This is a genomic window from Microvirga sp. KLBC 81 (assembly GCF_003075415.1).
In the GTDB taxonomy this organism is placed as follows: domain Bacteria; phylum Pseudomonadota; class Alphaproteobacteria; order Rhizobiales; family Beijerinckiaceae; genus Microvirga.
Genome location: NZ_QDAH01000034.1, coordinates 37,864 through 62,841, shown reverse-complemented (window position 1 = coordinate 62,841; position 24,978 = coordinate 37,864). Strand labels below are relative to the sequence as shown.

Sequence of the window (24,978 nt, the reverse complement as noted above, 5' to 3'; positions counted from 1 at the left end):
TCTCGTTGAGCCTGAGGCGTGCCGCAACTATTTCACCGCCGCCGGATACGGATTCGTCTGAATGCCCGATGCTCTAGCATGGAGGCCTTTAACGGCACTGGATTTGATCAACTTAGTTTGCAACAGGTCGCAAAATGTCCGCCTTGCCGATGTCGAAAAAGCATAGCAGAGACTGATAATGAGTAGAATAGGCTAAAAAGATCTCGGAGTCTGTACCTCCGAGTAGTTACTGGGTAGTTATTAGCTGCAATGCTCGGGTGCCATCCGGGCAGGCTATAGCGGCAGGCAAGAGTTTGCTCAACGAATTTGCTGCTGGCTTAAAGTACTCATCTTGATTCTCGATTCCAAAAGGCGCACTGTGGTCGTGCGCTGTCCCAGAAAGGAATATGGCACTGAGTACACCTTTCGGGCGGTATTTGTTAGCGTTCGGTTGGGGAGCTTACAGGACGAAACGCAAGCTCATTGCAGCATTAGTCCCAGGATTGCTAGCTGAAATTGCTCACCAGCCTCTTTTGATGTTGCAGCGCTTTACCCCTTCTTAGCGCCTGTCTCGGTTCAACGCGGTCGAGTAGAATCCTGATTTGTTGTTAATATCCCTGAAGAAATCGGGTGGATGCCGGCTCAAATGGATTCTACGCCACGGCCAAACGCAAGACGGAAGCCGGCGATGGCTACGAGCCGACTGTGATCGCCACGACAAAGGATCTTGGTGATAAAATCGAGATCCGCATCCGCGACCACGGCGCCGGAATACCGGACAGAGTAAAAGTGAAGATATCCAATCCCTTCTTCACAACCAAGCCTACGGGTGAAGGCACCGGACTTGGTCTGTCAATGAGCCATGACATCATCGTGAAACAACACGGTGGCAAGATCGAGGAAACGAAGCCCGGGCAATTTACCGAATTCAAGATCGCACTGCCGCGGACAAATAATTTTACAAACAAGTATTGATGCTAGAAGTCCGCCGTGAGGCCCCGCGGCTCCCGCCAGAAGGAATGAGACCGTGCCAGACCGCGACACGCTCGCCCGCATCCTGATCGACCGCAGCGCCAGGTTGACTCCCGGACCCGGCTCGACTCGCCAGACTCTCGAAGCGCTGCGGTTTGCCATCGCGCAGAGCCTGTCGCGCGAAACGAGGCTGGAAGATGTACCAAACGTGAGCGAGGAGCAGCTTGCCGCCGCCCGCGCCTATTTCGAAGCGGACGAAGCGAAGCGCTCGCTGAGCGCGCTCGGCATCGAAGAAGGCGCCTTCACCCTTGAGCGCACGGGCCCACTGCATTTCCTCACGGGCGGCCAACAACAATCCGCGTTCGCGGGCCTGAAGAAGGCCAGCAGCGTCGGCCCCTTCCTGGAAGCAGACGGACGCGAGATCTGGTTCAACATCTACGGCTCGGCGCGGGGACGAGCGGTATACGTTCCGGGCCTTACGCGGCCTGTACTTGTCATGACTTCCGGACGTCTCCCGGATGTAGCACTCGTCCGGTTTCGTCTCACACTTGATCCCGGAACGGTCTGGATCCTCGCGAGGCTGCTCGACCCCGCCGCGCCCGAGGGTGGCTACATCGGTTTCGCGGTGACGAGCGGCTCCGTGGGACTCCCTGCCGCGCCAACCGTTGCTGGCGACCGTCTCACGCTCGCAGCGCCGGGCGTCATCGACCTGTCACTCACGCTCGCTGCCGCTCCGCCAGTCCCGGCGAATGCCGCATGCGCATTCGGCTCGCTCACCGCGCCCGCGCAGATCACGGTCCGCCTCTCCACCCCGCCAACTGTCACCGGCATCGCAGGCAAGCTCGCGCTCGGCGAGTTCACGATCGACATCGGCGCAGGCGAAGGCGTCTCGTTTGACAAGACATGGAACATAATCGCCTTTCGCGGCCGGCCGCAGCCCGAGTGGCTCGATCTCGCCGACATCGCTCACTCGATCGCGCAGTTCAGTGGAGAGGTGGAGATCGAGCGGGCCGCGTGGGCCGTACCCGTTACTCGCCCGGCGGATCCGAACACTTTGGGTGAAGCAGACCCAACCGCGTCAGGGTGGCTCTTGCACCTCGGCGCGGGAGGCTTCGTCAGTTGGCCGGAGAGCAATGTCGGACCCGTTCGGCTCGACGATCTCTCGATGCTTGCGAGCCCCGCACGCCTGCTCGTACGCGCGACGAGTAACGATCCTCTGGCGTCTCAGGGGAAGCACGAGTTTGGATTGTGGCGCCTGAAACAGAGCGGGCTCCCCCTCCCGGTCACAGTGCACACGGTCGCACCACTCGAACTCGTCTTCCTCTGCGACGCGCAGATGGGAGAAGCGCTCTCACTCACTGCGCAGGCTTCGGTTGCACTCGATCGGCCGATCTCGGCAGTCGGCAATCCGCTTCCCGCGCTGGATGCGCCAGTTCACCTGATCTTCACCGAGAAAGGCGCAATCCGGATGGTTTCGCTTCTGGCGCGGGGGCTCCCTGCAGGAACGGCCGCCGCACCCTGGCCACTCGTGCTTGAGAACGGCTTCTTCCACGTGCGCTCGCCGAAGCTCGTTCTCCTGAGCGGAGAGTTGCACGGTGGTGGCGCGCTCCAGAATGGCCGGGTCTCGGTCCACCTCGACGTGCATGGTTTCCTTCCCACACTCCCCGATCCCTATGTCGCGAATGTGCAGCCGCACGGCGAGTTCGGGCGTGGTGGAGCGAGCGGTGCGCTGATCGCGACAATCGATTGGTCCGCGAACGAAGCGCCGCGCCTCACTTTCCGCGGCTCCACTGGGTCGGGCGGCATCGCGCTGATGAGCGGCTCACAGGGAGGATCGCGCCCCCCGCGGGATGCAACACCACACGATCTCTGGTCGGCCACCGAGCGCAGCAAGGTTTTGGTCACTGCGCGGCGCGAGCGAGAAGCGAATCACCCACAGATCCTCGAAGAAGCTCGCGCGAAGGACGCGCGCGTCCTGGAGCGACTGGGCCGGCACGCGACGGAAGCCGGCATCACCTTCGGCAGTGGAATCCGCCTGCTCGACGTCTCGACGAAACGCCATCAGGTCGGAGTGCAGGTTCGCGGTTACGAGCGCGCCGTTTCCGCGAACACGTCCGCACTCACCGTCGATGGCCTGCACGTCACCACCTCGCTCGCGGGCGTGCAGGTATTCATGCTGCCGCAGGTGCAGTGGGAACCGGTCATAACGCTCGATTGCGACCAGGACCTCACTAAGTTTGGTTACTTCCCCACACCACTGGCATCCGCGAACGACGGCGGCGCGACGCTCATCGGCTCCCGCTCGATGAAGCTCGCGCCAGTGATTCCGGATCTCGCGCTTGATCGGTTCATCGAAACGTTCTCCGCAGGCGAACGCGTCGGGATCGTGACCACGCTGCCTTTCGGCATCCGCGCCGTGATGTCCTTGCGGCCCGGTCCAAACGGTGATGCCCTTGCTCTGAACGACGCGAGCTACATCGGCCCGCTACCGCTTCAGAACGCGCTCCAGCTCACCGTGCGCGCCCTCGGTGATGTGAGCATCCCGGGCAACGAGAGCCCGAGCTTCCAAGGGGCGGCGGCTCAGCTTCTTAACGGCGTGAATCTCGTCTCGGGCACACCCGAAGGCATCAGCGTGCTCGGCTCTCCAATGGATCCCACCGGGTCCGTGGAGGGTATGTTCAACAACGAATTCGCGGTCGAACGGCCGCGCGTCCCACTAACGCGACTCGATCTCTCCGGCTACGGCGCCTCTACGTTCAGCGACTGGGCCAATCCTTTCGCAGCGTTTGCCGAAGCCAGCAAAGTGCAGTTCAACGTGCTCGTAGGACGCACGGCACTGGAGATCGTGAAGTTCAACAGCATCCTGTATCCATGGGGCATCCGCGTCACGCGCATGGTGACCGTCGAGCGCGGTCGGAACGCGGGCATCATCCGTCGCGATACCGGCTGGCAGCCGGAGTCCAATGGCCTCTTCGATTTCCGATACAAGGACGAGACGAAGACCCCGCGGAATTCGCCCTACGTAGTGCATCCCGGAGTCTTCCGCGGGTTGTTTGCCATCCGGAACATCCGGCCGGCGCCGGGCGCGACGCCAATTGTGTTCACCTCGACGATGGGCAAGCCCGCCGAGGTGCTAGCCTATCACTTCGATTGCGAGGCCGTCATCGAGAGTGCCGGAGGCGAAGTTCGTGTGCCCGCCAATGGGGTCACTGGCTTCCTCCACGTGCGACCTGTGGGCTTTCCGCTGACGCCGCAGGATCTCGCGGGCCTTCTGATCCAGCAATCCGCAGCGGGCGGCCCGGTGGACACGGAGATTGCCATCGGCGCTTCTGGACTCCGCACCCGCGCACTCCGCGTGGAAGTGGATTCAGCAGGAACCGGAGTGCCCGATCTCGTCGCCGCAGTTCGCTGCTCGCCGCTTTTCGGGCCGAACGGCGCATGGTCTGTCGTCAGGCAGGCTGGGCCCGCTGCAGGCGCCACCAAAGATGCGGAGGCAGTTCCGGACGGTGTGCCGCTGATCCGCGAGGGCGGCATTCAATATCTGGTTGGAGCTTCCGTTCCGGGCGGGGGCATGCTCCGGCCGGCGGCGCCCGGGCCGTACCGTTTCGCGGATGCGCAGGATCTTCTAACCGCATCTTCTCCAAAGCGCGATTACGGCTTCCTGCAGACCGTTCCCACGCACGCGTTCCTCTTCAGGCGCCCGCAGATCGCGGCAGGCGACACGCGCATCTCGTCGAGCCTCGCTCCGCTCTTCGCGGACATCTATGCGCGAGGCACGACCGAAAGCCTATTCCCGCCGATCGAGAACTCGATCGAGCTGCGCGATCGTCCTTACGTCCTCGCGATGAACCCCGCGGCCGGGCGCTTTCGCCTCGATCCGCCAGTGTCCCTCCCCGCTCCGCGCGGTGATCTTACGCTGGGCGACGGCGTCGAGAGGACGACGAAGCTCGTCTACGCGCACACGCGTCTCTCGCTCACCATCGACGAAGACGCGTGGTCGATGGACATGCCGGCGCTGCTTTCGTGGAACGGCTTCCCGGACCTGCCGGAGCTGATCGGCACGCGCTCGCGGCTTTCCGGCTCCTCGTCGGGACGCTCGATGATCAGCGAAGTCGATACGCTGATGACAGGGTGGGTCGAGACCATCCTCAGCTTCATCCCGGGCATGAACCCCCGCGAGCGCCCGCCGGACATCGAGCTCCGCGCTACCAATCTCGCCGGCGCGGACAAATTCGAGGCGCAGTTCTTCCACGAGGTGAAGCACCTCGGGCCGTTCGACTTCAAGTGCTACGGCTCGTTCTTCTCGGGCCGCGAAGACCCGGCGAACGGAGGGCTCGGGCCACCGGTGAGCTACTACGGCGTGCTCATCGGGTTCGAGTTCGAAGGCCAGATTCCGATCCCGCCTTTCTTCTATCTCATCCTCGGGCTCGAATTCGAGGTCGGCACGAAGCGCATCAAGACCGGATTCCAGCAGAAGGGCAAGGTCTTCATCGAGATCAAGGCCTACGTGGGCTTCGGCGTCGGCACGGAGGTGCCAGGCGTCTACAAGCTGCTGGGCTACATCGGCGGCGGGCTCATCATCGAGCGGGACAAGTCCGGCTGGCACTTCGGTGGGCTCGGACTCATCAAGGCGGAGATGGAGATCATCGATTACGTCGAGATCTCGATCGGTGGTGAGTTCACCGGCATCGGCCACCGCGAAGGCGATCACACGGTGACGGAGTACGAAGGCGTGGTGGAGGTGAATATCACCTTCCTGTTCCTCAGCCTGGAAGCAAGCTGGGACCTCGAGTTCGATAAATCTGTTTAAGAAGAAACGGGTTTAAGAAGGCGCACGACACATGGCAAGACCGAGACTGCTGATCCTACCGCTGCTGCAGGCCTGGGAGCCTGCGACAGCTTCGCTACGCGTGAACGTGCTCCTGCTGCCGGATACGCATCCGCGCAAACCGCTGAGCGATGGATGGGGCACGCCCATTCCGCCGGCGCCGTCGTTCGAAGGTGCGACGCTGTCGCTGCAGGCCGGCTTCTCCTCGGACCTGGACACATTGCCAACACTCATTGCCATCGACCTTACCGCGCACAGGTTCTCGTTGCAGCCGCCCGCGGAGCAGGAAGCGATCCTCGACGAACTGGAGACGCGCTTCCCGATCACGTTGCCGCCGAAGGCGCATGTTCCTAGCGCGGCGACCCGTCTCGGAAAATATCTCCCGGAAAGTTATCGCGGGGCGTTCGCGTTCGTTTCTCCGAGGACATCGCTCGCGTTCGTGGACGACCGTTATCACTGCGCCCTGCGCTGCCGGCCGAAAGGGCCGCCGCCGGTGCCAAGAACTCCGGCACTGAGCTGGCCGGAAGCGATCGCCTTCGCGCTCCGCCACCCGAAGCTCGCGCGATCGCTGGGCCTCATTCACAGCGTTACGGTGCCCGTCGGCACGACCTTCGAGAACGGCGGCTGGCTGTGCCTTCCGCTTGGGGCGGGAAGCACGTTTACCGATCAGCTGGCCGCGGATGGGGAATTCGTGCGCACATATGCCACGCGTGTGCCGAAGCTCGTGCCAGGCGAGGCCCGCGCGGTCTTCACGCCGACGCTCTTTCCGGTGATGCCAAACGCGGCTGCGATCGCCGGGCTCGGCAACTTCGATCAAGCGCTACGCGAGGCAGCTGTTTACGACGATGGCTTCACGCGCATCGTGCACGCGAGCCAGCCGCGAACGCGGGATCCCATCGAGGAAAGCGAGGACGGAACGCCGCCCGTCGAAGATCTCGGCCTCGCGGTGGGCTGGGACGATGAGGACATCCTTCTCGCGCAGAACCGGGCGATCGGCCTGGAGCCGGATGGATCGACGCCCGCACCTGCTCCGCATGCGGTCGTCGGCTATCGTGTCGACGTCTCGCGCGATGATGATCCGACGTGGCGCTCACTGTGCCGCGTTCATGCGCCGACACAAACATTCGGGCCTGTGACGCTCGGAGATCTGGATTGGGAGCTGCCGTTCGAGGTCCACCCGCGCAAGGTGAACGAGCAGCTGTATCTGCCAATCATGTTTGCGCAGTGGCGCGGCCGCTCGCTCGTGGCCTCGTCGCAGGAAGAGCGGCGTTTGCAGGGCATCGACAAGGACCCTACCTCGGGCAATCATCCCGCGGGGTTGGAGAACGTGCGGCTGCGTTGGGGTGAGCACTACCGCCTCCGCGTCCGGCTCGCCGACCTGAGCGGCGGCGGGCCCGGTGAAAACGACGAACCGGACAGTCCCGTGCAGACCCAGGTTGCGCGCTGGCATTTCCGCCGATTCGTTCCGCCCGGAGCGCCTCGCATCGTTGCATCGGGTAACGTCGTGCCGCTCACGCAGTTCTCCATCAGCCGCCCGACGCTCGGCTTCCCGGAGGCGACGTTCACCGCCATCCCGAATGCATTCGATACGTTGGTCGCGCAGATGCAGGCTGCCATTGCCGCAGGCGAGGCCGTGCGGCCCAGGCTTCCCGATTCGGACGCGGAAGCGCTGGAGATCGCGGTATTCGTTCGCGCACCCGGCTTCGATCCATCGGGTGATCGCGATGGATTCAGATTGCTGTACTCCACATATCGCGCATTCCCGTCCAGCGCATCCGCGCCGTTGTCGCTGGGACTTTCCTTCGTGGATTGCGCCCGCCTGAGCGGCAGATCATGGGAAGCGATGCCAGCGTTTCCGGGACCCGCAGCGGGAGCGATCGAGATACCGACTGCGCGCGACGTACGCATTCGCGTTCGGTGCGTCGCTCGGAACGATCCCGAGTACTTCGGCAACGATGCGGCACGCACCGGTGCGTGGAGCGATCTGAGCCCACCCGTGCGCGCGCAGGCAACCGCCGAACCGCCGCTCTTCGCGCCGGTGATTCAGGAGGACGCTCTCGCGAGCATCTTCCTGCAGCCCGACTCGTCGCTGCTCGCACCGAATGCGGATGCAGCTCCGCAGGCAGTGCCCTGGGCACAACTCGCGTCACGCTTCGCGGCCGCGGCGTCGGTGGTGGAAGATCGCGGCACGCTGCTTTCGAATTCCGGTCGGCGCGCGGTGTTCGGCTGCTCGGGGCTCAAGCATCACCTGCCGCCGGATCGATCCAGCCTCACAATTACGACACCCGCCGAGCTGCCGGGACGCTGGCTGAATGTGATACGGCTGTCGATCGATCGGGACTGGACCTGGCAGGGGCTGGATGCGCCGGCGCTCGTGGTCCGCAGAACCTTGCGCGCGGTCGGCGCGGCCGGCACGCCTCCTCTCTCAGAACAGCTCATGACAGTAGTCATGCAGCACGCGGTGAACGGACAAGCCACGCGTGGCGAGGTGGACCGCGAGTCGACGGACGTGATCGTCGTCGATGCATTCGAGCCTTTGCTGGTAGCAGGCCTACCGTACGAGATCGAGGTCACCTACGAAGTGGAGGCCCGACTCGCAGACGGCCGCACGGAGAACGCGATGCTTGCCAACCGCTTGCCCGTCGCTACGCCGCCCGCGCAAACGCCGAAGGTCGTCTCAGTGGGGCACGCGTTCAGCGACTACCAGATCGGCGAGAACTACTCGCACACCGGCCACCGCTTGAGACGTCTCTGGATCGAGTTCGCCGAGCCACCGATCGACCCGCGCGATGGGTATTTTGTTCGAGTCGTGTCGCACGCGCCCGATCCGATGCTCTTGCGGAGCTCGCAGCCAGCGGACCAGGCCATCGCGTTCAATTCGCCTGCACTCGATCCGGAGCTGGTGCGCGTGATCCGGCCGGGCCAGTCCGATGACTTTGCCGGCCTGCATGCGATGCAGCCACTCGAAAGCTCAGGCACGTGCCGCCACTTCCTCGTGCCGCTGCCGCCCAACCTGCCGCCCGACGCTGGCGAGCTGTTTGGTTTCTTCACATACGAGATCTGTGTCGGGCATCGCGCGCGCACGCCCGGCTCGCCGTTCTGGTCTACGGCTCGCGGGCGATTCGGTGCGTCCCTGATGCTGGAAGGCGTGCAGCATCCCCCGCCGCACAGTGATTGCGAGGCTCGCTGGATCGGCGACGACCTCGTCGGCTCGTCGACGTTCGCGGAAGCCGTCATCGGTAGCGGGCGTGTCACAGCCGATCCTCCGAACACTGAGGTCTGGATGATGCTCTACTGCCAGGTGCTGCAAGCCGATGGAGCCGCGCATCGGAACATTCTGCTCGGCAGGAAGCGGGTTCAGCTCCGGCGCCGCGAGCGTGCGCTTCGTGTCGAAGGCACTCCGCGTTGGCCCGCTGGGTACACGAGCTGGTCTGAGAATGAGATCAGGCACCAGCTCACAACGCTCGGGCTGCCCGAGGACATGCCGTTGAGCGTGCTCGCGGTGGAGATGCTTCCCGAGCCCAACGCCGCGTTCGATGACCCGCTCGGTGGAGATCTCGGCGAGGTCAGAATCCTGCGCTCGTCGCCGCTGGTGGCAGTCGAGGCGCGGTGCTGAAGAAGGATCGCTAAGGATTCTCTTAATGAGCTTGCGCGGGTATTGCTTGCCGCGCACGCCCCGGATCCGGACGGGCCGGTGAAGGAGATGGCCGGAATCGCCTCCGGAGCCCAACCATGGATTCTGGACTCCTCTGATCAGCTCGCGCTCGTACGCCGCCTTGAGCGGGACCTTCCCGCTATTGAAGATGCGGGCTGCGAGGTCGGCATCGGTGTTGCGACCGGAGGGGAGCATAAGCATCTGTGGGGCACCGACTTGTGAATCAGTTTTAGGAGCCCGCCATCTCAACGGGCTTGCCTGCCCATCAATGACGGCTGCCCTCAAGGCTCAGAGTTGCCCCACAAAACCTCATGCTCTCGCATCGGATCCGTCGCAAATTCAAAGGCAGACGCGGGAGTGGCTGATCCCGTGCTCGACTCTTATGCGGTGAGCAGATCAAACTGCTTAGCCAGTGACGGCTGCGGATTGCAGGCGTACTTCGCCTGTCCTTTCCGCATCATGTGGATCATCTCGATACCACCCAAGATCGCGCGGGCACTGGCCACGACCTGGAAACCGAGCATCGGTTTGATCCGCCTTTTGATGGCCCGATGATCCTGCTCGATACGATTATTCAAGTAGGCACTTTGCCGGATGCGAATGGGCTTCAGATGACGTCTCGATCGATCCCGGAGCCGGTCTGCGGTATCGCAGGACAGGATGGCTTCCCGGTTCGTCTGGCTGCCGTCGATCACGATCCTCTCGGGTCGGCCATGCCGCTTGAGGGCCTTGTTCAGGAACCGTTTGGCGGCAGTCAAATTACGTCGATCGCTGAACCAGAACTCGATGGTGCCGCCATTGCTGTCGATCGCGCGATAGAGATATTTCCACTCACCTCGAACTTTGATGTATGTCTCGTCCACATGCCAGCTGCCGGTGACGGGCCGCTTGCGTTGATTGAATTGCTCCAGCAGCAGCGGAGCAGGTTCCGTCGCAAACCCGCCGGTAACCTGATCCGGCATATTTCCTCCGGCAAGTTCCGGAGGTGCATGATGTTCAAAGGCCGTCACTTCGATCGTTCCGTGATCCTGCTCTGCGTCCGCTGGTATCTGGCCTACAATCTTAGCCTTCGGAATCTCGAGGAGATGATGGCCGAACGCGGCATCTCCGTTGACCATGCCACCGTCCACCGCTGGACTATTCACTATGCCCCGTTCCTGCTGGAGCAGTTCAATCGGCGCAAGCGGGCCACGACGGCCAAGTGGCACATGGACGAAACTTACATCAAGGTCCGCGGACGCTGGATGTATCTCTATCGGGCGATCGACAGCAATGGCGACACCGTTGAGTTCTGGTTCAGCGAGCGGCGCAACCTCACTGCTGCCAAGCGCTTCCTGCGCAAGGCACTGAAGCGGCACGGTCGACCTGAGCGGATTGTGATCGACGGCAGCCAGACGAACCGCGAGGCGATCCTGTCCTGTGATACCACCGATCGGCTCCAAGATCGATCGAGGCGCGAGCTGAAGCCGATCCGGATCCGGCAAAGTGCCTACCTGAATAATCGTATTGAGCAGGATCACCGTGCCATCAAGCGGCGGGTCCGACCCATGCTTGGTTTCAAGTCTCTTGCCACTGCCCGCGTCATCGTCGGCGGGATCGAAATGGTCCACATGATGCGGAAAGGACAGGCGAAGTACGCCCGCAATTCGAAGCTATCAATTGCGGAGCAATTCGAGCTGCTCGCCGCATGAGCGCTTCACAGAACTCTAGCTCCCCTTTTGATCTGTTTAGAATTTGCGACGCAACCGCACAACCTCCTCGGCGAACTCGGCTGCCGCCTCGATGACGTGCTCGCAATTGTCGAGCACAAGCAGGAGCGGTCGTTGTCCGATCGCCCGGGCGACGGAGGAGGCGGAGATCTCGCCCTCCTTTAAACTCAGGCCGAGAGCTCCTTTAACCGCCGAAGGCACGAGTCTGGGATCGGCCAGCGACACGAGCTCCACAAGGGCAATATCTCCCTCAAAGCTCGGCATCAGGCTGCGGGCGACCTCCAGGGCCAGCCGGGTCTTGCCGATACCTCCAGGTCCGGTGAGAGTGACCACCCGATAGGCCGAGATCCGGTCGCGCAGGTCTCGCAGCGCGGCAGCCCGGCCGATCAGGTCGGAACCGGCATGGGGCAAGCTGTTCCGGAGAGGTTGCAAGGGCGGCGGCAGCCCGTTGCTCGCGACAGAGGCCACCGACGCGCTCTCCTCCCGCAGCTCCCAGCGGCCAAGAAGGCGGTAGCCCCGCCCGGACGCCGTCTTCAGCAGTCCTCGGTCCGGGCCAAGGGCCCTGCGAAGCGCCGAGATGTGCACTTGGAGGGTGTTGTCCTCGACGATCGCGCCGGGCCACACTTGGCGCATGAGGTCGTCTTTGCTGACCAGCTCGCCCGCGGAGCGAACCAGAGCCTCGAGGATCTCGAACGCACGGCCGCCGATCGGGACCGGGACGCCATGCGCCCGCAACTCGCGCCGGCCCAGGTCGATCGCCCATTGTCCGGATTCGTAGACCCGTCGGTCCTGTAATGACACCAGCGCACCCTGATTCAAAAAATTCAGGATTGTCCAGGATTGTCGCATTCCGTGACTAGAGTGAACACCCCCCTCAAGTTGCCGTCTTTTGCGCCGGTTGTGCCGATCCTGCTCAAATCACTATGGCATCACTCGTCCGGACACCTGATTCCTCGCCATGACCCTGCAAAATGCGACCTCGATGTGATAGACCTCCACGCCATGGTGCTGAGGATTCTTTGCAGACGGGCAACACACAACCAGCACGGCCAAATCGAGTCGGAGGCTTTTCACGACTGTTCAGCATAGTCCCAAGGAAACCGGGCTGGACAGCATGCTAGAACCCTCGAGCCGGCGGTAAGCGGAGCCCTCGGGACGCTAGACAGCACAATCGACCAATGCCCGCGAGCTTCAGCGTGGGAACGGAGGCAAGTGATGAGTCCTGTTGTTCCTGGCCTTCGAGGCTCGATCTCCGGTGTCGCAGCGGCCGCCGTGGTGGCAGGTTCGGCTGTTGCTGCCGATCTCGCGCAACCAAGCTACAAAACGCAGAAAGTGGATGGCCTACGCATTTTCTATCGCCAAGCCGGGCCGGCCGACGCGCCGGTCATCCTGCTGCTGCATGGCTTCCCGACCTCGTCTCATATGTACAGGGACCTCATCCCGCGGCTTGCCGGCCGCTACCAGGTGATCGCGCCGGACTATCCGGGCTACGGCTTCAGCGACGCGCCGTCTCCGGCCACTTTCACCTACACCTTCGACCATCTCGCCGAGGTGATGGACCGATTCGTGCAGGCGGTGGGAGCCCAGCGCTATGTGCTCTATGCCCAGGATTTCGGAGGGCCGGTCGGGTTCCGCCTGGCGGCCAAACATCCCGAACGCGTGGCGGGCTTGGTGGTGCAGAACGCCGTGGCGCATGAAGAAGGTCTCGCGCCCTCCATGGATGCTGCCCGGCCGTACTGGGCCAAGCGTACCCCGGAAACCGAGGCGCCCATGCGGGCCCTTTTGACCCTCGACACCACCCGCTTTCAATATCTTCACGGGGCACGCGACCCGAGCCGCATCAGCCCGGATGCTTGGACGCATGCGCAAGCCCTGCTGGACCGCCCCGGCAATGCCGACATCCAGCTGGCCATCCTCCAAGACTACGGCAGCAATCTGAAGCGCTATCCGGAATGGCAGGCGTATTTCCGGGCCCATCAGCCGCCGACGCTCGTAGCCTGGGGCAAGAATGATCCCTTCTTCACCGTAGAAGGCGCCGAGGCCTATGCCCGAGACATGCCGAGCACGGAAACGCACATCCTCGACACCGGGCACTTCGCCCTTGAGGAGGAGGCGCCCAGGATTGCGGAATTGATGCTGGACTTCCTCGACAGGAGGGTCTTCGCCAACGGGCAGCGGTGAGCCCTCATCAGGGCCGCTTGGACTACTTGAAAGGGAAACCGCCATGGACGTCGCGCTCATCGGTGCCACTCGCAATGCTGGTTCCCGCTTCCCGGCTGAACTCGCTCGGCGTGGGCACACGGTCACAGCGATCATGAGAAACCCAGAGCGTGTCGCAGCCCGTTCCGGGGTGGCGGCAAGGAAGGGCGACGCATCGGATCCGGGAAGCCTTGCGGATCTTTTGAAAGGACACGACGCTGTCATCAGCGCGGTGCACTTCACCGACAGCGACCCACGCAAGCTGATCGAAGTAGTAAAAGCCTCTGGTGTGACGCGATATCTCGTCGTCGTCGGCGCAGGCAGCCTCGAGGTTGCTCCGAGGGTGAATGTCAGCGCCGCCCCGAACTTTCCCGAGCAATACAAGGCTGAAGCGGCACGCGGCGGCATGTTCCTCGACCTGCTGCGGGACGCGAAGGAGCTGGATTGGAAGTTCCTGTCGCCGTCCTCGATGTTTGTCGCAGGCGAGCGCACGGGCGCGTTCCGCCTTGGTAAGGATCAGCTCCGAACTGGAGCAGGGCAGCAGCACCTCGTTCGAGGATTATGCCATGGAGCTGGTGGACGAGCTGGAGAAATCTGCCCACTCACGGGAGCGGTTCACGGTCGGGTACTAGCTTTTACTCGAGATTGACGCGGACTTCCGGTTCGCGGGTCAACATGAAGGAGAGTACGATGAAAGCCGCAATCCTGCGCGAATACGGTGACCCGCAAGTGCTCGACTACGGCGACCTGCCCACGCCAGAGCCGAAACAAGGTGAGGTTCTGGTGCGTGTGCTGGCGGCGGGGCTGAACCGTCTTGACCATTACTTGCGTGAGGGCTCGGTCACGCGCGACCTGAAGCTGCCGCACGTGCTGGGCTCGGACGCCGCCGGCGTTGTCGAAGCGGTCGGCTCAGGCGTCGCAAAGTTCGGCCCGGGTGACCGCGTCATCCCCATGCCCGGCTATCCTTTGAACCCGCAAGAGGCTGATTTTCATCCGATCAGTGCGGCGCCGAGCTATGTCATTCGCGGCATCGCCGAGTGGGGCTCGTACGCCCAGTACATGGTCGTGCCGGAGCGCTGGCTGCTTCACGACGACACCGGGCTAACGCCCGAGGAGGTAGCCACCCTTCCGATGGCCGTGGTTACCGGGGTTCGCGCCGTGAAGGTCGTGGGCGAGGTCAAGGCGGGCGATCTCGTGCTCGTGCATGCCGGGGCGTCGGGCACCGGCAGCACCAATATCCAAATCGCCCGCGCGCTCGGCGCTCGGGTCGCGGCAACGGTCCGCACCCCTGAGAAGGCCGACTTGGTGCGGGAGTTAGGGGCGGAGGTGGTGATTGCCTTGAACGACGGCGACTTCGTCGAGGCCGTGCGGGACTGGTCGGAAGGTCGCGGCGTGAGCACCGTGATCGACAACCTGGGTGGCAAGATCCTGACGCGCAGCCTCGACTGCCTGGCCCCACTTGGCCGGCTGGTGTCGATGGGCTTTGTCGCGGGATTGGAAGCGACCATCCAGATCCGGCCCTTCTTCTTTGCACAAAAGCAGATCCGCGGCACGCTGATGGGCGACGTCGAAGATCTGGAATGGGGCCTGGAGCAGGTGCGCCAGGGCAAGATCCGGCCCATCCTCGACCGCACGTTCCGCCTGTCGGACGCAGCCGCGGCGCACACGCATCTGGCGGCCGGGACGGCGGGCGGGAGTATCGTGTTCCTGCCCTGGGAAGCATGAGATGGCGGATCCGCTGAAGGACCTCGATCTGCCGGAGCCGCCTGCTCCCGTGGGTGCCTACGAGCGCGGGATGGTCCACGGTGGCATCGGCTTCCTGTCCGGGCAGTTCCCGCTCCGGGATGGTAAGTTGGTCCACATCGGACGGGTGGGCTCAGAGCTCACCGAGGCCGAGGGCCGTCAGGCGGCGGAGATCGCGGCCCTGAATGCGATCGCCGGGATTCGCGCGTTGCTGGAAGGCGACCTTTCCTGCCTTGCCTCGTTGCTGCGGGTTGACGGCTACGTCGCGAGCGCGGAGGGGTTCGAGCGCCAGCCTTGGGTGCTCGACGGGGCTTCAGAGGCGTTTCGTCGAATGCTGGGCGACAGGGGGCGGCATGCCCGTGCCGCGTTCGCTGTGCCGTGCCTTCCGCTGAACGCACCGGTCGAACTGGTCGTCACCTTCGGGGTTTCCGGCAAACGAGCTTAGAGCGAGTTGCGGTTGCGTGGAACAAACGGCCCAGAAACCGACGGAGTTCGTCATGGATCTGCGGATCAAAGGCAAGAAGGCATTCGTCACTGGCTCAAGCGCTGGTATCGGGCTTGAGATCGCCCGCAAGCTCGCCACCGAGGGGGCCAATGTCATCGTCTCCGGCCGGGATCAGGCCAAACTCGAGCAGGCGGTGGACAGCATCCGTCAGTCTGGTGCGTCGGAGATCGCCGGGATCGTGGCCGACATCACGACACCGGACGGCGCAGACTTCCTGTTCCGGAAGCTTCCCGAGGTCGACATCCTGGTGAACAATCTCGGCATCTACGAGAGCAAGCCCTTTGCCGAGATCTCGGACGCCGACTGGCAGCGCTACTTCGACGTGAACGTGATGAGCGGGGTTCGCCTGACCCGCCGCTATTTCCCGCGCATGCTGGAGAAGAAGGCGGGCCGCGTCATCTTCGTCTCCAGCGAAACCGGCTTGGCGGTCGATCCTGGCATGATCCACTATGCCATGACCAAGACCGCGCAGCTGTCAATCGCGCGGGGGCTGGCGGGCCTCACGAAGGGCACGGCCGTGACGGTCAATGCGGTGATGCCGGGACCGACACGCTCGGAGGGCATCGGCGATTTCCTGCGAAGCGTCGCCAGCGATCCGAACGCAACCGTCGAGGAGGCTGAGGCGGAGTTTTTTGCGACCGCCCGCTCCGGATCGCTGCTTCAGCGGCTGATCGAGCCGGAGGAGATCGCCAACGTGGTCGCTTTCCTGGCCAGTCCGCTCTCGGCGGCAACCAACGGCGCAGCGATCCGTGCCGAAGGCGGCCTCATCAACTCGCTCGCATAGCGTCAACCGGACGAATGCGGTAGAGCGGTTTCCGAGATGGCAAAGCTTCCAGCTGAATAGAAGCTATGCATGACTGAAAGCACCAGCACAGGCACAGTCGACAACAAGCCCGTGGAACTGCCGGTAAAAGAAGGCATCATCGGCCCGAGCGTCATCGACATCTTGAGCTCTATGGCCAAACCGAGATCGAATGGCGTGCCCAGGAACGAAGTGACAGGGCAATTCGAACAATCTGCATCGGGTGTCTGTAGGTGAGCAGAGCGATGGATCGCTACAAGGATAGAGGCTCCCATAGAGCAACAATTGCGGCTATGCTCGCGCTGAGTTCTGCAGTCATCCTGCTTTATCATTTGCCGCTGTTTTTACGCTGATGCGTCCTGGATCGTGCTCTAACTCACAGATACGGCGGTGGCACGGCGTAGAACAGGATCTCCTGTGGGCGGGAGGTTGGGGACTTGTTTGGCAAAATTCGGAACTCTCGAAGCTGCGGTTAAAAATAAGCCACACACATGGGATTCGAGGATTGCTCGCGTCCCACCCAGAGTTTAAGCCGGTTGCGACAGCAGTCTCTCGAAATTGTCCGCTGAGATAACAACGGTAAAGAAGTTGTCGATCCGCTCGTATGCCGCTGCCTGTAGCTCAGGTTTTTGGGTTGCCATCGCGTCTCCAAGGACGATCGGCAAGTTGCCATTGTCATGGGCTGCGCGGGCCTTGCCTTCAATGCACCAATCGCGATCGTCCGATCGCGGGCGGCTACTCAGGCAGGATTGGTAGCGAGGGAATGGTCGGCCCTCGTAATCTTCCCATCACCAGACCTGATATCGCTGCGCCATCACTATGAATCCTACCAGCGGTTGCACGTAAATCTTTATCGCCATAACCTGTGGAGCGCTCCACCTCAGAGGGCTGCGCCTGTGAGAACCAGCCCGGGAATCCTACTCCGCATCCAGCTGCGTGGCGGGATAGGTACTACGGAACGCTTCGTGGTCCTCGGTGAAAACTGCTCCACCCGGAGAATGCGCGAATACGTGTCTAAAGCCACTTCGAGCCGGTGCGCCGCGTAGAGTTGCGGCACGAGGTAGACGTCGGCCAAGCCCGGCTCCCGTCCAAAGCAGAAGCCTTCATCGCCGATCAGTGCCTCAACGGCTGCAAGTCTCTGTCCGATCCATGTGGCGATCCAACCAGAAACCTCCGGCTCCGAATGCTAGGTCCGACACCCAATGCGCAGAAATTCGGGACGCTGACATACCGATCATAGGTATAAACCCTGGTGCCAAGGACGACCGCCCCTCGTGAGGCCACCAGACGAGCGGCTCGCGAACAGGTGATCGTCATACTGATGGGTCTGCTCTGAGACTAGAGCGGTTTGGGGTTGAACGGAATCGGGAAGTCTGACTCGATGTGGTCAGGGGCGTGGGCACAGAGGCTCGCCATGACCACACCGTTGTCCCAGGACTTACGCCGGCGCATTGTCCGGGCTGTTGAGAAAGGTAGCTCGATCCGCCAGGCGGCCGCTCGTTACGAAGTGAGCCCCTCAGCGGCCGTGAAGCTCATGCGGCGGCTGCGCCAGACTGGCTTGGTGACGCCAGAGCGCATCGGCGGCCACCGTCGCCCGGTGCTCGAGCCGCATCAGGATCTGCTGCGCTCCCTGGTGGACGCCAAGTCCGGCATCACGCTCGCCGAGATCCAAGCCGAACTGCGCACCCGCGGGATCGTAGTGCAGGCGCTCTCGACCATTCATCTGATGCTCAAGCGCATGGACCTGACGCACAAAAAAAGACGCTCCGGGCGGCCGAACAGGACCGGCCGGACGTAGCCCAGGAGCGCCGCCGCTTTCGGATCTGGCAGCGCTTTATGGATGCCAGCTGATCTTCCGCCGATTGCGTGGACACCAGGTTAGCTCGTTTTTCTCTCAGCTTGCTCGGGTGTGAGATACCCGAGGGCCGAGTGGATGCGCTGCCGATTATAGTAGGCCTCAATGTAGCCGAACAGATCTCGCCGCGCCTCCTCGCGGGTGGTCCAGCGCCGCTGGTGAACCAACTCCACTTTCAGGGAATGGAAGAAGGATTCCATCGGGGCGGTGTCATAGCAGCAGCCCGTCCGGCTCATGGACGCTTTGGCATCCATCGCAGCAAGCTGCTGGGCATACGCCTCAGCGGCGTATTGGCTTCCACGATCGGAATGGTGAATAAGACCAGGGCCTGGTCGTTGGCGCTGGGCTGCCATGATCAGAGCTCCGAGGGTCAGCTCCGTGCGCAGGTGATCGCGCATGGCCCAACCCACCACCTTCCGGGTCGCCAGATCCAGCACCGCGGCCAGATGGAGCCAGCCCTCACCAGTTGGAATATAGGTCATGTCGGCCAGCCACACCCGGTTTGGCATAGAGGCCGTGAACTTCTGCTGCAGCAGGTTGGGCGCGATCGGCAAGGAGTGACGACTGTCTGTGGTGGTCGGCCGGAAGCGCCGACGGGCCAGAGCGCGAATGCCATGCCGGCGCATCAGCCGTTCGACCCGGCCGCGGCTGACCCGATGGCCCTCGGCTCTGAGCGCCGCATGCATCCTCGGGCTGCCGTAGCGGCCGTGATGCTGCCGATGAAGCCTCTGCACCTCCTGCAGCAGGCGCCGGTTCGCTATCGCCCTTTGGCTCTCCGGCCGGGAGCGCCAAGCATAGTAGCCGCTGGGCGAGACCTTGAGCACGCGGCACATGAGCCGCACCGGAAAGGTGCGGGCATGCTGCTCGATGAAACGAAACCTCATTTGGGCATCTCCGCGAAGATGCCGATCGCTTTTTTTAAAACGTCGCGCTCCATGCGCGTGCGATCGAGCTCACGCCGCAGCCGCGCAATCTCGGCCGCCTGATCGGCTGGAGACGCCATTGCAGCAGAACTGGTCGGCGCAACCTTCGAGCCAGCCCTCGACCGCGGGATGCCGCCATGCACGACGCTCCGCCAGTTGCGCAGCATTGAGGGTGAAATCCCCAGCTCAGTCGCAATCTGCATCAGGGGTCGGCCGCTACTCTCCAGCAGGGCGACGGCCTCTCGTTTGAACTCTGGGGTGAATTCCCGTCTCGTCTTCGTCATCAAACACCTTCCCGCTCCCGCAGGAGCTTAGCAAAGGTGTCCACCAACGCGAGGGAGGATCAAGCCGCTTCGTGTTCCTGGACGAGACGGGAACCGCCACCAACATGACCCGGCGGTACGGCAGGGCGCCGCGCGGACAGCGGGTGGCTGATGCGGTGCCGCACGGACATTGGCTCACCACCACCTTTGTGGCGGGCCTGCGCGACAACGGGATCATCGCTCCGCTCGTGGTCGACGGGCCAATGCGGGGCGAGATCTTCCGCGCCTATGTCGAGCAGATGCTGGCGCCGGCGCTCTCACCGGGCGATGTCGTCGTGCTCGACAATCTGGCCGCTCATAAAGTGGCGGGTGTCGCGGAGGCGATCCGAGCGGCCGGAGCCAGCTTGCTGTATCTGCCGCCCTACAGTCCCGACCTCAATCCGATCGAACAGCTCTTTTCCAAGCTCAAGGCGCTTCTACGCAAAGCGGGCGCACGCACCAGGGAGGCCCTCTGGGCAACCATCGGAGAACTGCTCGATGCCTTCTCGGCCGAGGAGTGTCGGAACTATCTCAGGAACTGCGGATATGAGCCCGTTTAAATCGAATCTGCTCTAGGCCTCAGTTGCAATTAGAAGCACGAGAAGCGTCATAGCAACTTTCAACATCAGATCAGATCCATTCCGCTAAACGGCACCAACTTGGACTGCCACCTGCCGACCCCGCCGGCTTCTGCGACGACATTATCGCAGAAGCCGCAGAGCCGGTCGTGGGGGACCGAGAAGGTCCGAGACCAGGGGTCTAAATGCTCCTTTGCGCGGGGACCCGGTACGACCCGTGCCACGGCCGCAGACGCTCGAACGCCGCACTGGCCGCCAGTACATCGGCGTCGGCATACCGCCGGCCAATGATCTGCATCCCGACCGGGAGGCCGTCAGACAGGCCAGCAGGAATCGATGCGGCTGGGTGGCCCGTGAAGTTGACGAAGTAGGTCAGGCACCACCCGATCAGCGGATCCACTTCCTCTCCATTGATCATCTTCGGCCCGGCGGTGTTGCCGTCACTGGTGTTGTCTACTGGCATCGAGGCCAGCGTCGGCGTAATCAGCAGGTCGTAGGTGTTCAGCACGCCCTGGATGGCATTGTAAACCTCGGCCCGCATCGCCTGATCGCGGAAGAAGTCGAGCGCCGTCATGCGCTGACCTACCTCGACCCAATATAGGTATTCCGGCGGGAAGTCGTCGCGGTGATCCTTGAGCAGGTCCATCCCGCCCTTCTTCATGTTCTCGAGGGCGTGCAGGTTGATCAGCATGTACATCCTGGACCAGAGATCGCTCAACTCCTTCTGCGGGCGCGTGATGCCGACCTTGACCTCCTCAACCCGCGCTCCGGCCTCTTCGAATGCCCGCACCGCCCGGCCGACCACGTCCGCCACGCGGCGATCGATCGGGAACACGTCGAAGTCGGGGCTGTAGGCGATCCGCATGCCACGGATCGAGCGGCGGGTGGCCGCAGTGAAGTCGGTCGCTGGATCGTTCAGCGTAAAGGGGTCACGCGGATCGTAGCCGGCGAGCACGTTGAGCGCGAGCGCCGCGTCCTCGACTGTGCGGGTGATCGGTCCCTCGAACAGGAACGGCGAGTCGACATTGCCGAAGACATTGGGACTCACCAGGAACGGCACCCGCCCGAACGAGGCCTTGTACCCGTAGGTGCCGCACCACGCGGACGGAATGCGGATCGAGCCACCAGCGTCGGTTCCCTCGGCCAGTGGCAGCAGACCGTCTGCAACCGCGGCCGCGCTGCCGCCCGAGGAACCGCCGGTGTTTTTGGTGAGGTCGAACGGGTTGCGTGTTGGCCCGAACAGGTAATTATCGCAGGTGCCGCGGAAGCCCATGAGCGAGCTGTTGGTCTTACCCATCAGGATCGCCCCGCCGCGGCGCTCCATGCGCTCGGCGAAGGCGCAGTAGGCATCGACGACGTTGGTCTTGAGCGCGCGAATGCCGCCCAATGTGGCGGGCCAGCCCGGCTTGAAGTCGAACAGGTCCTTGATCGCCGTGGGCACGCCGTGCAGCGGCCCGAGTTCCTCGCCGGCCATCAGTGTCCGCTCGGCCTCCTTGGCACGTGCACGGGCATCGTCGAAGCCGAGATAGACAAGGGCGTTGAGGCTCGGGTTGCGGACCTCAATGCGCCGAATGAAGGTGTCCACCACCTCAACGGGCGACAGGTCGCGGCTGCGAATACGCCGCGCCAGCTCCGCGGCACTCGTGTAGGCCAGTTCGTCCGACTGCGTCATGAGTTCACCTTTTGTGGTCGTGTTCCTCGGCTGAGCCGACAGAGGCGGGATACCAAGCATCGAGGATGCCGCGACGCCGGTTGCTGCAGTCAGCAGGGTGCGGCGTGATGCGGTCGAAGGGGAATTGGCATCTGTGTTGGTCATCGCTTCGTCCTTCTCCTCATTCCTTGGGGTTGAGTAGCGTACGCAGCAAGGTTAGAACTCACCGGCCCAGTCGCCGGACGTCATCGTAAGGTCACCTCATGATCGTCTGTGCTCTCATCTCCATGACGTAGAGCTTGATGCTCAACAGACGCTTCGAGTTTTGTCAGCACGTCATGCCGATCGGATGACCTGCCTGTTTCGATCCATCGCTGCTATCCTTGCTGCATGCGGGTGGACAGCGCATGCAAGTCTTCTAGGGCTTCATCATGCGCCCTATGCTCACTGACGACTAGTCAGCGACTATCTCGCTATTGCGGGAGCTGTTCGGAGCTTGCGGGAATAGGAGCGCGGATTGTATTCTGACAGTCTGCGCTGGCGCTTCACACCCAATGACCAGTGCTTTGTGAAGCTCTCGGGCAGTGACCATGTCAAACGTCTTCCTGATGACGACTGTTCATTGCCGCAACCGGACAAACAGAAAGGCTCGGATCGCTCCGGGCCTTTCGCTTTCGGAGATGCCCTGTGCGGGAAGTTACGTCCGACGCCTGATACGGTATTGTCACTCCTGCAAAACAAAGTTGACCAATCGTCCTGGAATGACGATCTCCTTGATCACAACCCTGCCCTCCAGCAACGCCATCACCTCGGGTTCCGATCGTGCTGCGGCAAGCACCGCCGCCCCGAGCCGTGCAGCGGCCCGGAAACGGTGACGCACCTTGCCATTCACCTGCACGACGTACTCCCGACTCTCGTCCTGCGCCAGCGCAGGATCGAAACCCGGCCAGGAAGCGTATGTGAGCGTTTCTTCGTGACCTAGCTTGCCCCATAATTCCTCTGCGATATGCGGAGCAAAGGGCGAAATCAGCAGCACGAAAGTCTCCACGACATCACGCGGGCGCATGGCCGCCGCTGTCAGGGCATTCGCCAACTCCATGAGCCGGGCGATGGCCGTGTTGAAGCGCATTGCCTTGATGTCTTCCGTGACGGCAGCTACCGTCCTGTGACGCAGTCGCAGCAGAGCTTGGGGTGCTGAATCATCCCGCACGGCCGGGTGAAGACCGTCATCCTCATTGCAGACAATCCGCCAGGAGCGGTCCAGAAAGCGCCGTACGCCGCCGACGCCCGCCGTGTCCCAAGGCTTCGTCCCATCCAGGGGGCCCATGAACATCTCGTAGAGCCGCACCGCATCCGCGCCGTACTCATCCACCACGTCATCGGGGTTGACAACATTGAGGCGCGACTTGGACATCTTTTCGAGGTGTCGGCTCACCTCCAGCGATCCTACAAACCATCGACTGTCTCGCTCGACCACGCCGGACGGCTCGTAATAACGGCCCGCCGCATCACGATAGGAATGGGACAGGATCATGCCTTGGTTAAACAGCCTCTGGAACGGCTCCTCGGTGGACACGATCCCGATATCGTAAAGGACTTTGTGACAGAACCGTGCGTAGAGCAGGTGAAGCACGGCATGCTCGGCACCGCCAACGTAGAGGTTGACCGGCATCCAGTACTGCTCAGCCTCAACCCCGACGGGTTCACGGTTGTTGCCAGGATCCAGGAAACGAAGGTAGTACCAGCAGGAGCCGGCCCATTGCGGCATCGTGTTGGTCTCACGTCGCGCCGGGATGTCAGTCCCAGGCAACGTCGTAAGCACCCACTCCGTCGCGCGAGCGAGCGGCGGCTCACCGTCCGCCGTGGGGGCATAATCCTCCAATTCTGGCGGCAGAAGCGGCAGGGCGTCCTCAGCGAACGGCACCACCGATCCATCGGCCAGATGCAATACCGGGATTGGCTCGCCCCAGTAGCGCTGGCGAGAGAAGAGCCAGTCGCGGAGGCGATAGATGACCTTCGATGTGCCTGTGCCCCTCTCGTGAAGCCACGCAATCATGGTCTGCCTGGCTTCGGCGACATCTAGGCCATTGAGGAAATCGGAGTTTATCATCCGACCATCGCCATCGTGAGACGCCTGCGGCACATTCCCCTCGCCTTCGACCACCTGAATGAGCGGCAGGTTGAATGCGCTGGCAAAGGCGTGATCACGAGTGTCGTGAGCGGGTACCCCCATCATTGCACCGGTGCCATAGCCACCCAGAACATAGTCAGCGACCCAGATCGGCAAGCGGCTGCCGGTGGCGGGATTGACCCCGTATGCGCCGGTGAAGACGCCCGTCTTCGTCCGCCCAGCATCGGCGCGTACCGCCTCGTCCAGTGCTTGCGCCTGCGCAACATAAGCCTCCACCACCGCACCTGCCCCGGGCGTTACGATGGTTGCCAGCAATGGGTGCTCGGGGGCAACCACAAGGTAGGTTGCCCCAAACAGTGTCTCAGGACGCGTGGTGAAGACGACAAGCCCATTGCTCCCCTCGATCGGGAATGTGATCTCAGCCCCCTCTGATCGACCAATCCAATTGCGTTGCATAGCTTTCAGGCCCTCGGGCCAGTCAAGCCCGTCCAGACCCTCCAGGAGTCGATCGGCATAGGCTGTGATGCGCAGCATCCACTGTCGCATCCTGCGACGCACGACAAGGTCACCCGTCTCGACGTAGCGGCCATCCTTGACCTCCTCGTCGGCGAGCACGGTATTCTGAGCAGGGCACCAGTTCACGGGCACCTCAGCCTGATAGGCGAGTCCTCGCTCGAACAGTTTCAGGAAGATCCATTGCGTCCAGCGCACGTAACTGGGGTCAGTGGTGGCGATCTCACGGCTCCAGTCGTACGAGAAGCCCAACCGCTGCACCTGCCCGCGGAAGGCCTCGATGTTGCGTTTCGTCGTAAGGGCAGGATGAATGCCGGTGCGCATGGCGTGACGCTCGGCGGGCAGGCCGAAACTGCCCCACCCCATGGGATGCAGCACGCTGAAGCCACACATCCGCTTATAACGGGACAGGATATCGGTTGCGGTGTAGCCCAGAGGATGGCCAACATGGAGACCTGCCCCGGAAGGGTAGGGAAACATGTCGAGCGCGTAGAACTTTGGCTTGTCGGGGTCGATCTCGGCCCGGAAGGTTTGGTGTTTGGCCCAGTAGGCCTGCCATTTGGGCTCTGTGGCACGTGGATTATAAGGCATGCGTTGCTCCTCACTCCTGCCTGCATTGGTGGCGTGATCCGA

At 62.7% G+C, this 24,978-nt stretch carries 15 protein-coding genes and 4 pseudogenes; 12 read left to right on the top strand and 7 right to left on the bottom strand.

The features are described from left to right. Positions 1-621 precede the first annotated feature (621 nt). The 3 genes and pseudogenes from DC522_RS19380 to DC522_RS19370 form a co-directional block, all read left to right on the top strand. Positions 622-954: pseudogene (locus tag DC522_RS19380) on the top strand (sensor histidine kinase); the annotation flags it as partial. Between the two features lie 52 nt (positions 955-1,006). Beyond that, positions 1,007-5,761: a hypothetical protein gene (locus DC522_RS19375; RefSeq protein WP_116530302.1), complete on the top strand. Its 4,755-nt coding sequence runs from the start codon at positions 1,007-1,009 to the stop codon at positions 5,759-5,761. Between the two features lie 31 nt (positions 5,762-5,792). Beyond that, a complete protein-coding gene (locus DC522_RS19370; RefSeq protein WP_116530301.1) occupies positions 5,793-9,395 on the top strand; it encodes a hypothetical protein in 3,603 nt (1,200 codons plus the stop codon). A 419-nt stretch (positions 9,396-9,814) separates the two neighbouring features. Here DC522_RS19370 and DC522_RS19360 read toward each other — a convergent pair. Continuing rightward, positions 9,815-10,357 (bottom strand): annotated as a pseudogene (locus DC522_RS19360) (IS6 family transposase); the annotation flags it as partial. 69 nt (positions 10,358-10,426) lie between these two features. Between DC522_RS19360 and DC522_RS19355 the strand changes: the two are divergent. Beyond that, positions 10,427-11,125, top strand: a complete 699-nt coding sequence (locus DC522_RS19355; protein ID WP_116530299.1) for an IS6 family transposase — start codon at positions 10,427-10,429, stop codon at positions 11,123-11,125. A 36-nt stretch (positions 11,126-11,161) separates the two neighbouring features. Here the strand turns inward: DC522_RS19355 and DC522_RS19350 are convergent, their stop codons facing one another. Then, positions 11,162-11,944 (bottom strand): winged helix-turn-helix domain-containing protein, encoded by a 783-nt coding sequence (locus DC522_RS19350; protein ID WP_245444322.1) that lies wholly within the window; start codon positions 11,942-11,944, stop codon positions 11,162-11,164. A gap of 414 nt (positions 11,945-12,358) precedes the next feature. Here DC522_RS19350 and DC522_RS19345 point away from each other — a divergent pair, with 414 nt between their 5' ends. The 6 genes and pseudogenes from DC522_RS19345 (at position 12,359) to DC522_RS19320 (ending at position 16,629) form a co-directional block, all read left to right on the top strand. Then, on the top strand, positions 12,359-13,324 hold the full coding sequence (locus DC522_RS19345; protein ID WP_116530297.1) for an alpha/beta fold hydrolase: 966 nt from the start codon (positions 12,359-12,361) through the stop codon (positions 13,322-13,324). Positions 13,325-13,367: 43 nt separating this feature from the next. Further along, positions 13,368-13,974 (top strand): annotated as a pseudogene (locus DC522_RS19340) (NAD(P)-dependent oxidoreductase). A 58-nt stretch (positions 13,975-14,032) separates the two neighbouring features. Then, positions 14,033-15,067 carry a zinc-binding alcohol dehydrogenase family protein gene (locus DC522_RS19335; protein WP_165820216.1) on the top strand — a complete coding sequence of 345 codons (1,035 nt, stop codon included), beginning with the start codon at positions 14,033-14,035 and terminating at the stop codon, positions 15,065-15,067. 1 nt (position 15,068) lies between these two features. Beyond that, positions 15,069-15,530, top strand: coding sequence for a RidA family protein (locus DC522_RS19330; protein ID WP_116530295.1), 462 nt, complete (start codon positions 15,069-15,071; stop codon positions 15,528-15,530). Positions 15,531-15,582: 52 nt separating this feature from the next. After that, complete coding sequence (locus DC522_RS19325) at positions 15,583-16,374, top strand: SDR family NAD(P)-dependent oxidoreductase (protein WP_116530294.1); 792 nt, start codon at positions 15,583-15,585, stop codon at positions 16,372-16,374. A gap of 69 nt (positions 16,375-16,443) precedes the next feature. Further along, a complete protein-coding gene (locus tag DC522_RS19320) occupies positions 16,444-16,629 on the top strand; it encodes a hypothetical protein (protein WP_116530293.1) in 186 nt (61 codons plus the stop codon). Positions 16,630-16,919: 290 nt separating this feature from the next. Here the strand turns inward: DC522_RS19320 and DC522_RS36045 are convergent, their stop codons facing one another. Both DC522_RS36045 and DC522_RS37310 read right to left on the bottom strand, forming a co-directional pair. Beyond that, positions 16,920-17,096, bottom strand: a complete 177-nt coding sequence (locus DC522_RS36045) for an isochorismatase family protein (RefSeq protein ID WP_256369876.1) — start codon at positions 17,094-17,096, stop codon at positions 16,920-16,922. 176 nt (positions 17,097-17,272) lie between these two features. Continuing rightward, positions 17,273-17,506, bottom strand: a complete 234-nt coding sequence (locus tag DC522_RS37310) for a hypothetical protein (RefSeq protein ID WP_371679996.1) — start codon at positions 17,504-17,506, stop codon at positions 17,273-17,275. A gap of 300 nt (positions 17,507-17,806) precedes the next feature. Between DC522_RS37310 and DC522_RS19310 the strand changes: the two genes are divergently transcribed. Next, the gene (locus tag DC522_RS19310) at positions 17,807-18,190 is read left to right on the top strand and encodes a helix-turn-helix domain-containing protein (protein WP_165820215.1); all 384 of its coding nucleotides are present in this window, start codon (positions 17,807-17,809) and stop codon (positions 18,188-18,190) included. Positions 18,191-18,270: 80 nt separating this feature from the next. Here the strand turns inward: DC522_RS19310 and DC522_RS19305 are convergent. Beyond that, a protein-coding gene (locus DC522_RS19305) for an IS3 family transposase (RefSeq protein WP_116530290.1) occupies positions 18,271-19,454 on the bottom strand; the annotation gives its coding sequence in 2 pieces (ribosomal slippage) (positions 18,271-19,157 and positions 19,157-19,454; 1,185 coding nt in all). Between the two features lie 44 nt (positions 19,455-19,498). Here DC522_RS19305 and DC522_RS19300 point away from each other — a divergent pair. Continuing rightward, positions 19,499-20,032: pseudogene (locus tag DC522_RS19300) on the top strand (IS630 family transposase); the annotation flags it as partial. A gap of 199 nt (positions 20,033-20,231) precedes the next feature. On the opposite strand, the gene DC522_RS19295 reads toward DC522_RS19300, so the two are convergent. Both DC522_RS19295 and leuS read right to left on the bottom strand, forming a co-directional pair. Then, a complete protein-coding gene (locus DC522_RS19295) occupies positions 20,232-21,866 on the bottom strand; it encodes an amidase (RefSeq protein WP_245444318.1) in 1,635 nt (544 codons plus the stop codon). A gap of 559 nt (positions 21,867-22,425) precedes the next feature. Further along, positions 22,426-24,936 (bottom strand): leucine--tRNA ligase, encoded by a 2,511-nt coding sequence (gene leuS, locus DC522_RS19290; protein WP_116530307.1) that lies wholly within the window; start codon positions 24,934-24,936, stop codon positions 22,426-22,428. Positions 24,937-24,978: the final 42 nt, after the last annotated feature.

What these genes read in the sequence shown, in the direction of transcription:
- DC522_RS19370 (WP_116530301.1), top strand. Translation starts at nt 5,793, where the DNA reads ATGGCAAGACCGAGACTGCTGATCCTACCGCTGCTGCAGGCCTGGGAG.
- DC522_RS19355 (WP_116530299.1), top strand. Translation starts at nt 10,427, where the DNA reads ATGTTCAAAGGCCGTCACTTCGATCGTTCCGTGATCCTGCTCTGCGTC.
- DC522_RS19345 (WP_116530297.1), top strand. Translation starts at nt 12,359, where the DNA reads ATGAGTCCTGTTGTTCCTGGCCTTCGAGGCTCGATCTCCGGTGTCGCA.
- DC522_RS19335 (WP_165820216.1), top strand. Translation starts at nt 14,033, where the DNA reads ATGAAAGCCGCAATCCTGCGCGAATACGGTGACCCGCAAGTGCTCGAC.
- DC522_RS19330 (WP_116530295.1), top strand. Translation starts at nt 15,069, where the DNA reads ATGGCGGATCCGCTGAAGGACCTCGATCTGCCGGAGCCGCCTGCTCCC.
- DC522_RS19325 (WP_116530294.1), top strand. Translation starts at nt 15,583, where the DNA reads ATGGATCTGCGGATCAAAGGCAAGAAGGCATTCGTCACTGGCTCAAGC.
- DC522_RS19320 (WP_116530293.1), top strand. Translation starts at nt 16,444, where the DNA reads ATGACTGAAAGCACCAGCACAGGCACAGTCGACAACAAGCCCGTGGAA.
- DC522_RS19310 (WP_165820215.1), top strand. Translation starts at nt 17,807, where the DNA reads ATGACCACACCGTTGTCCCAGGACTTACGCCGGCGCATTGTCCGGGCT.
- DC522_RS19295 (WP_245444318.1), bottom strand. Translation starts at nt 21,866, where the DNA reads ATGACCAACACAGATGCCAATTCCCCTTCGACCGCATCACGCCGCACC.
- leuS (WP_116530307.1), bottom strand. Translation starts at nt 24,936, where the DNA reads ATGCCTTATAATCCACGTGCCACAGAGCCCAAATGGCAGGCCTACTGG.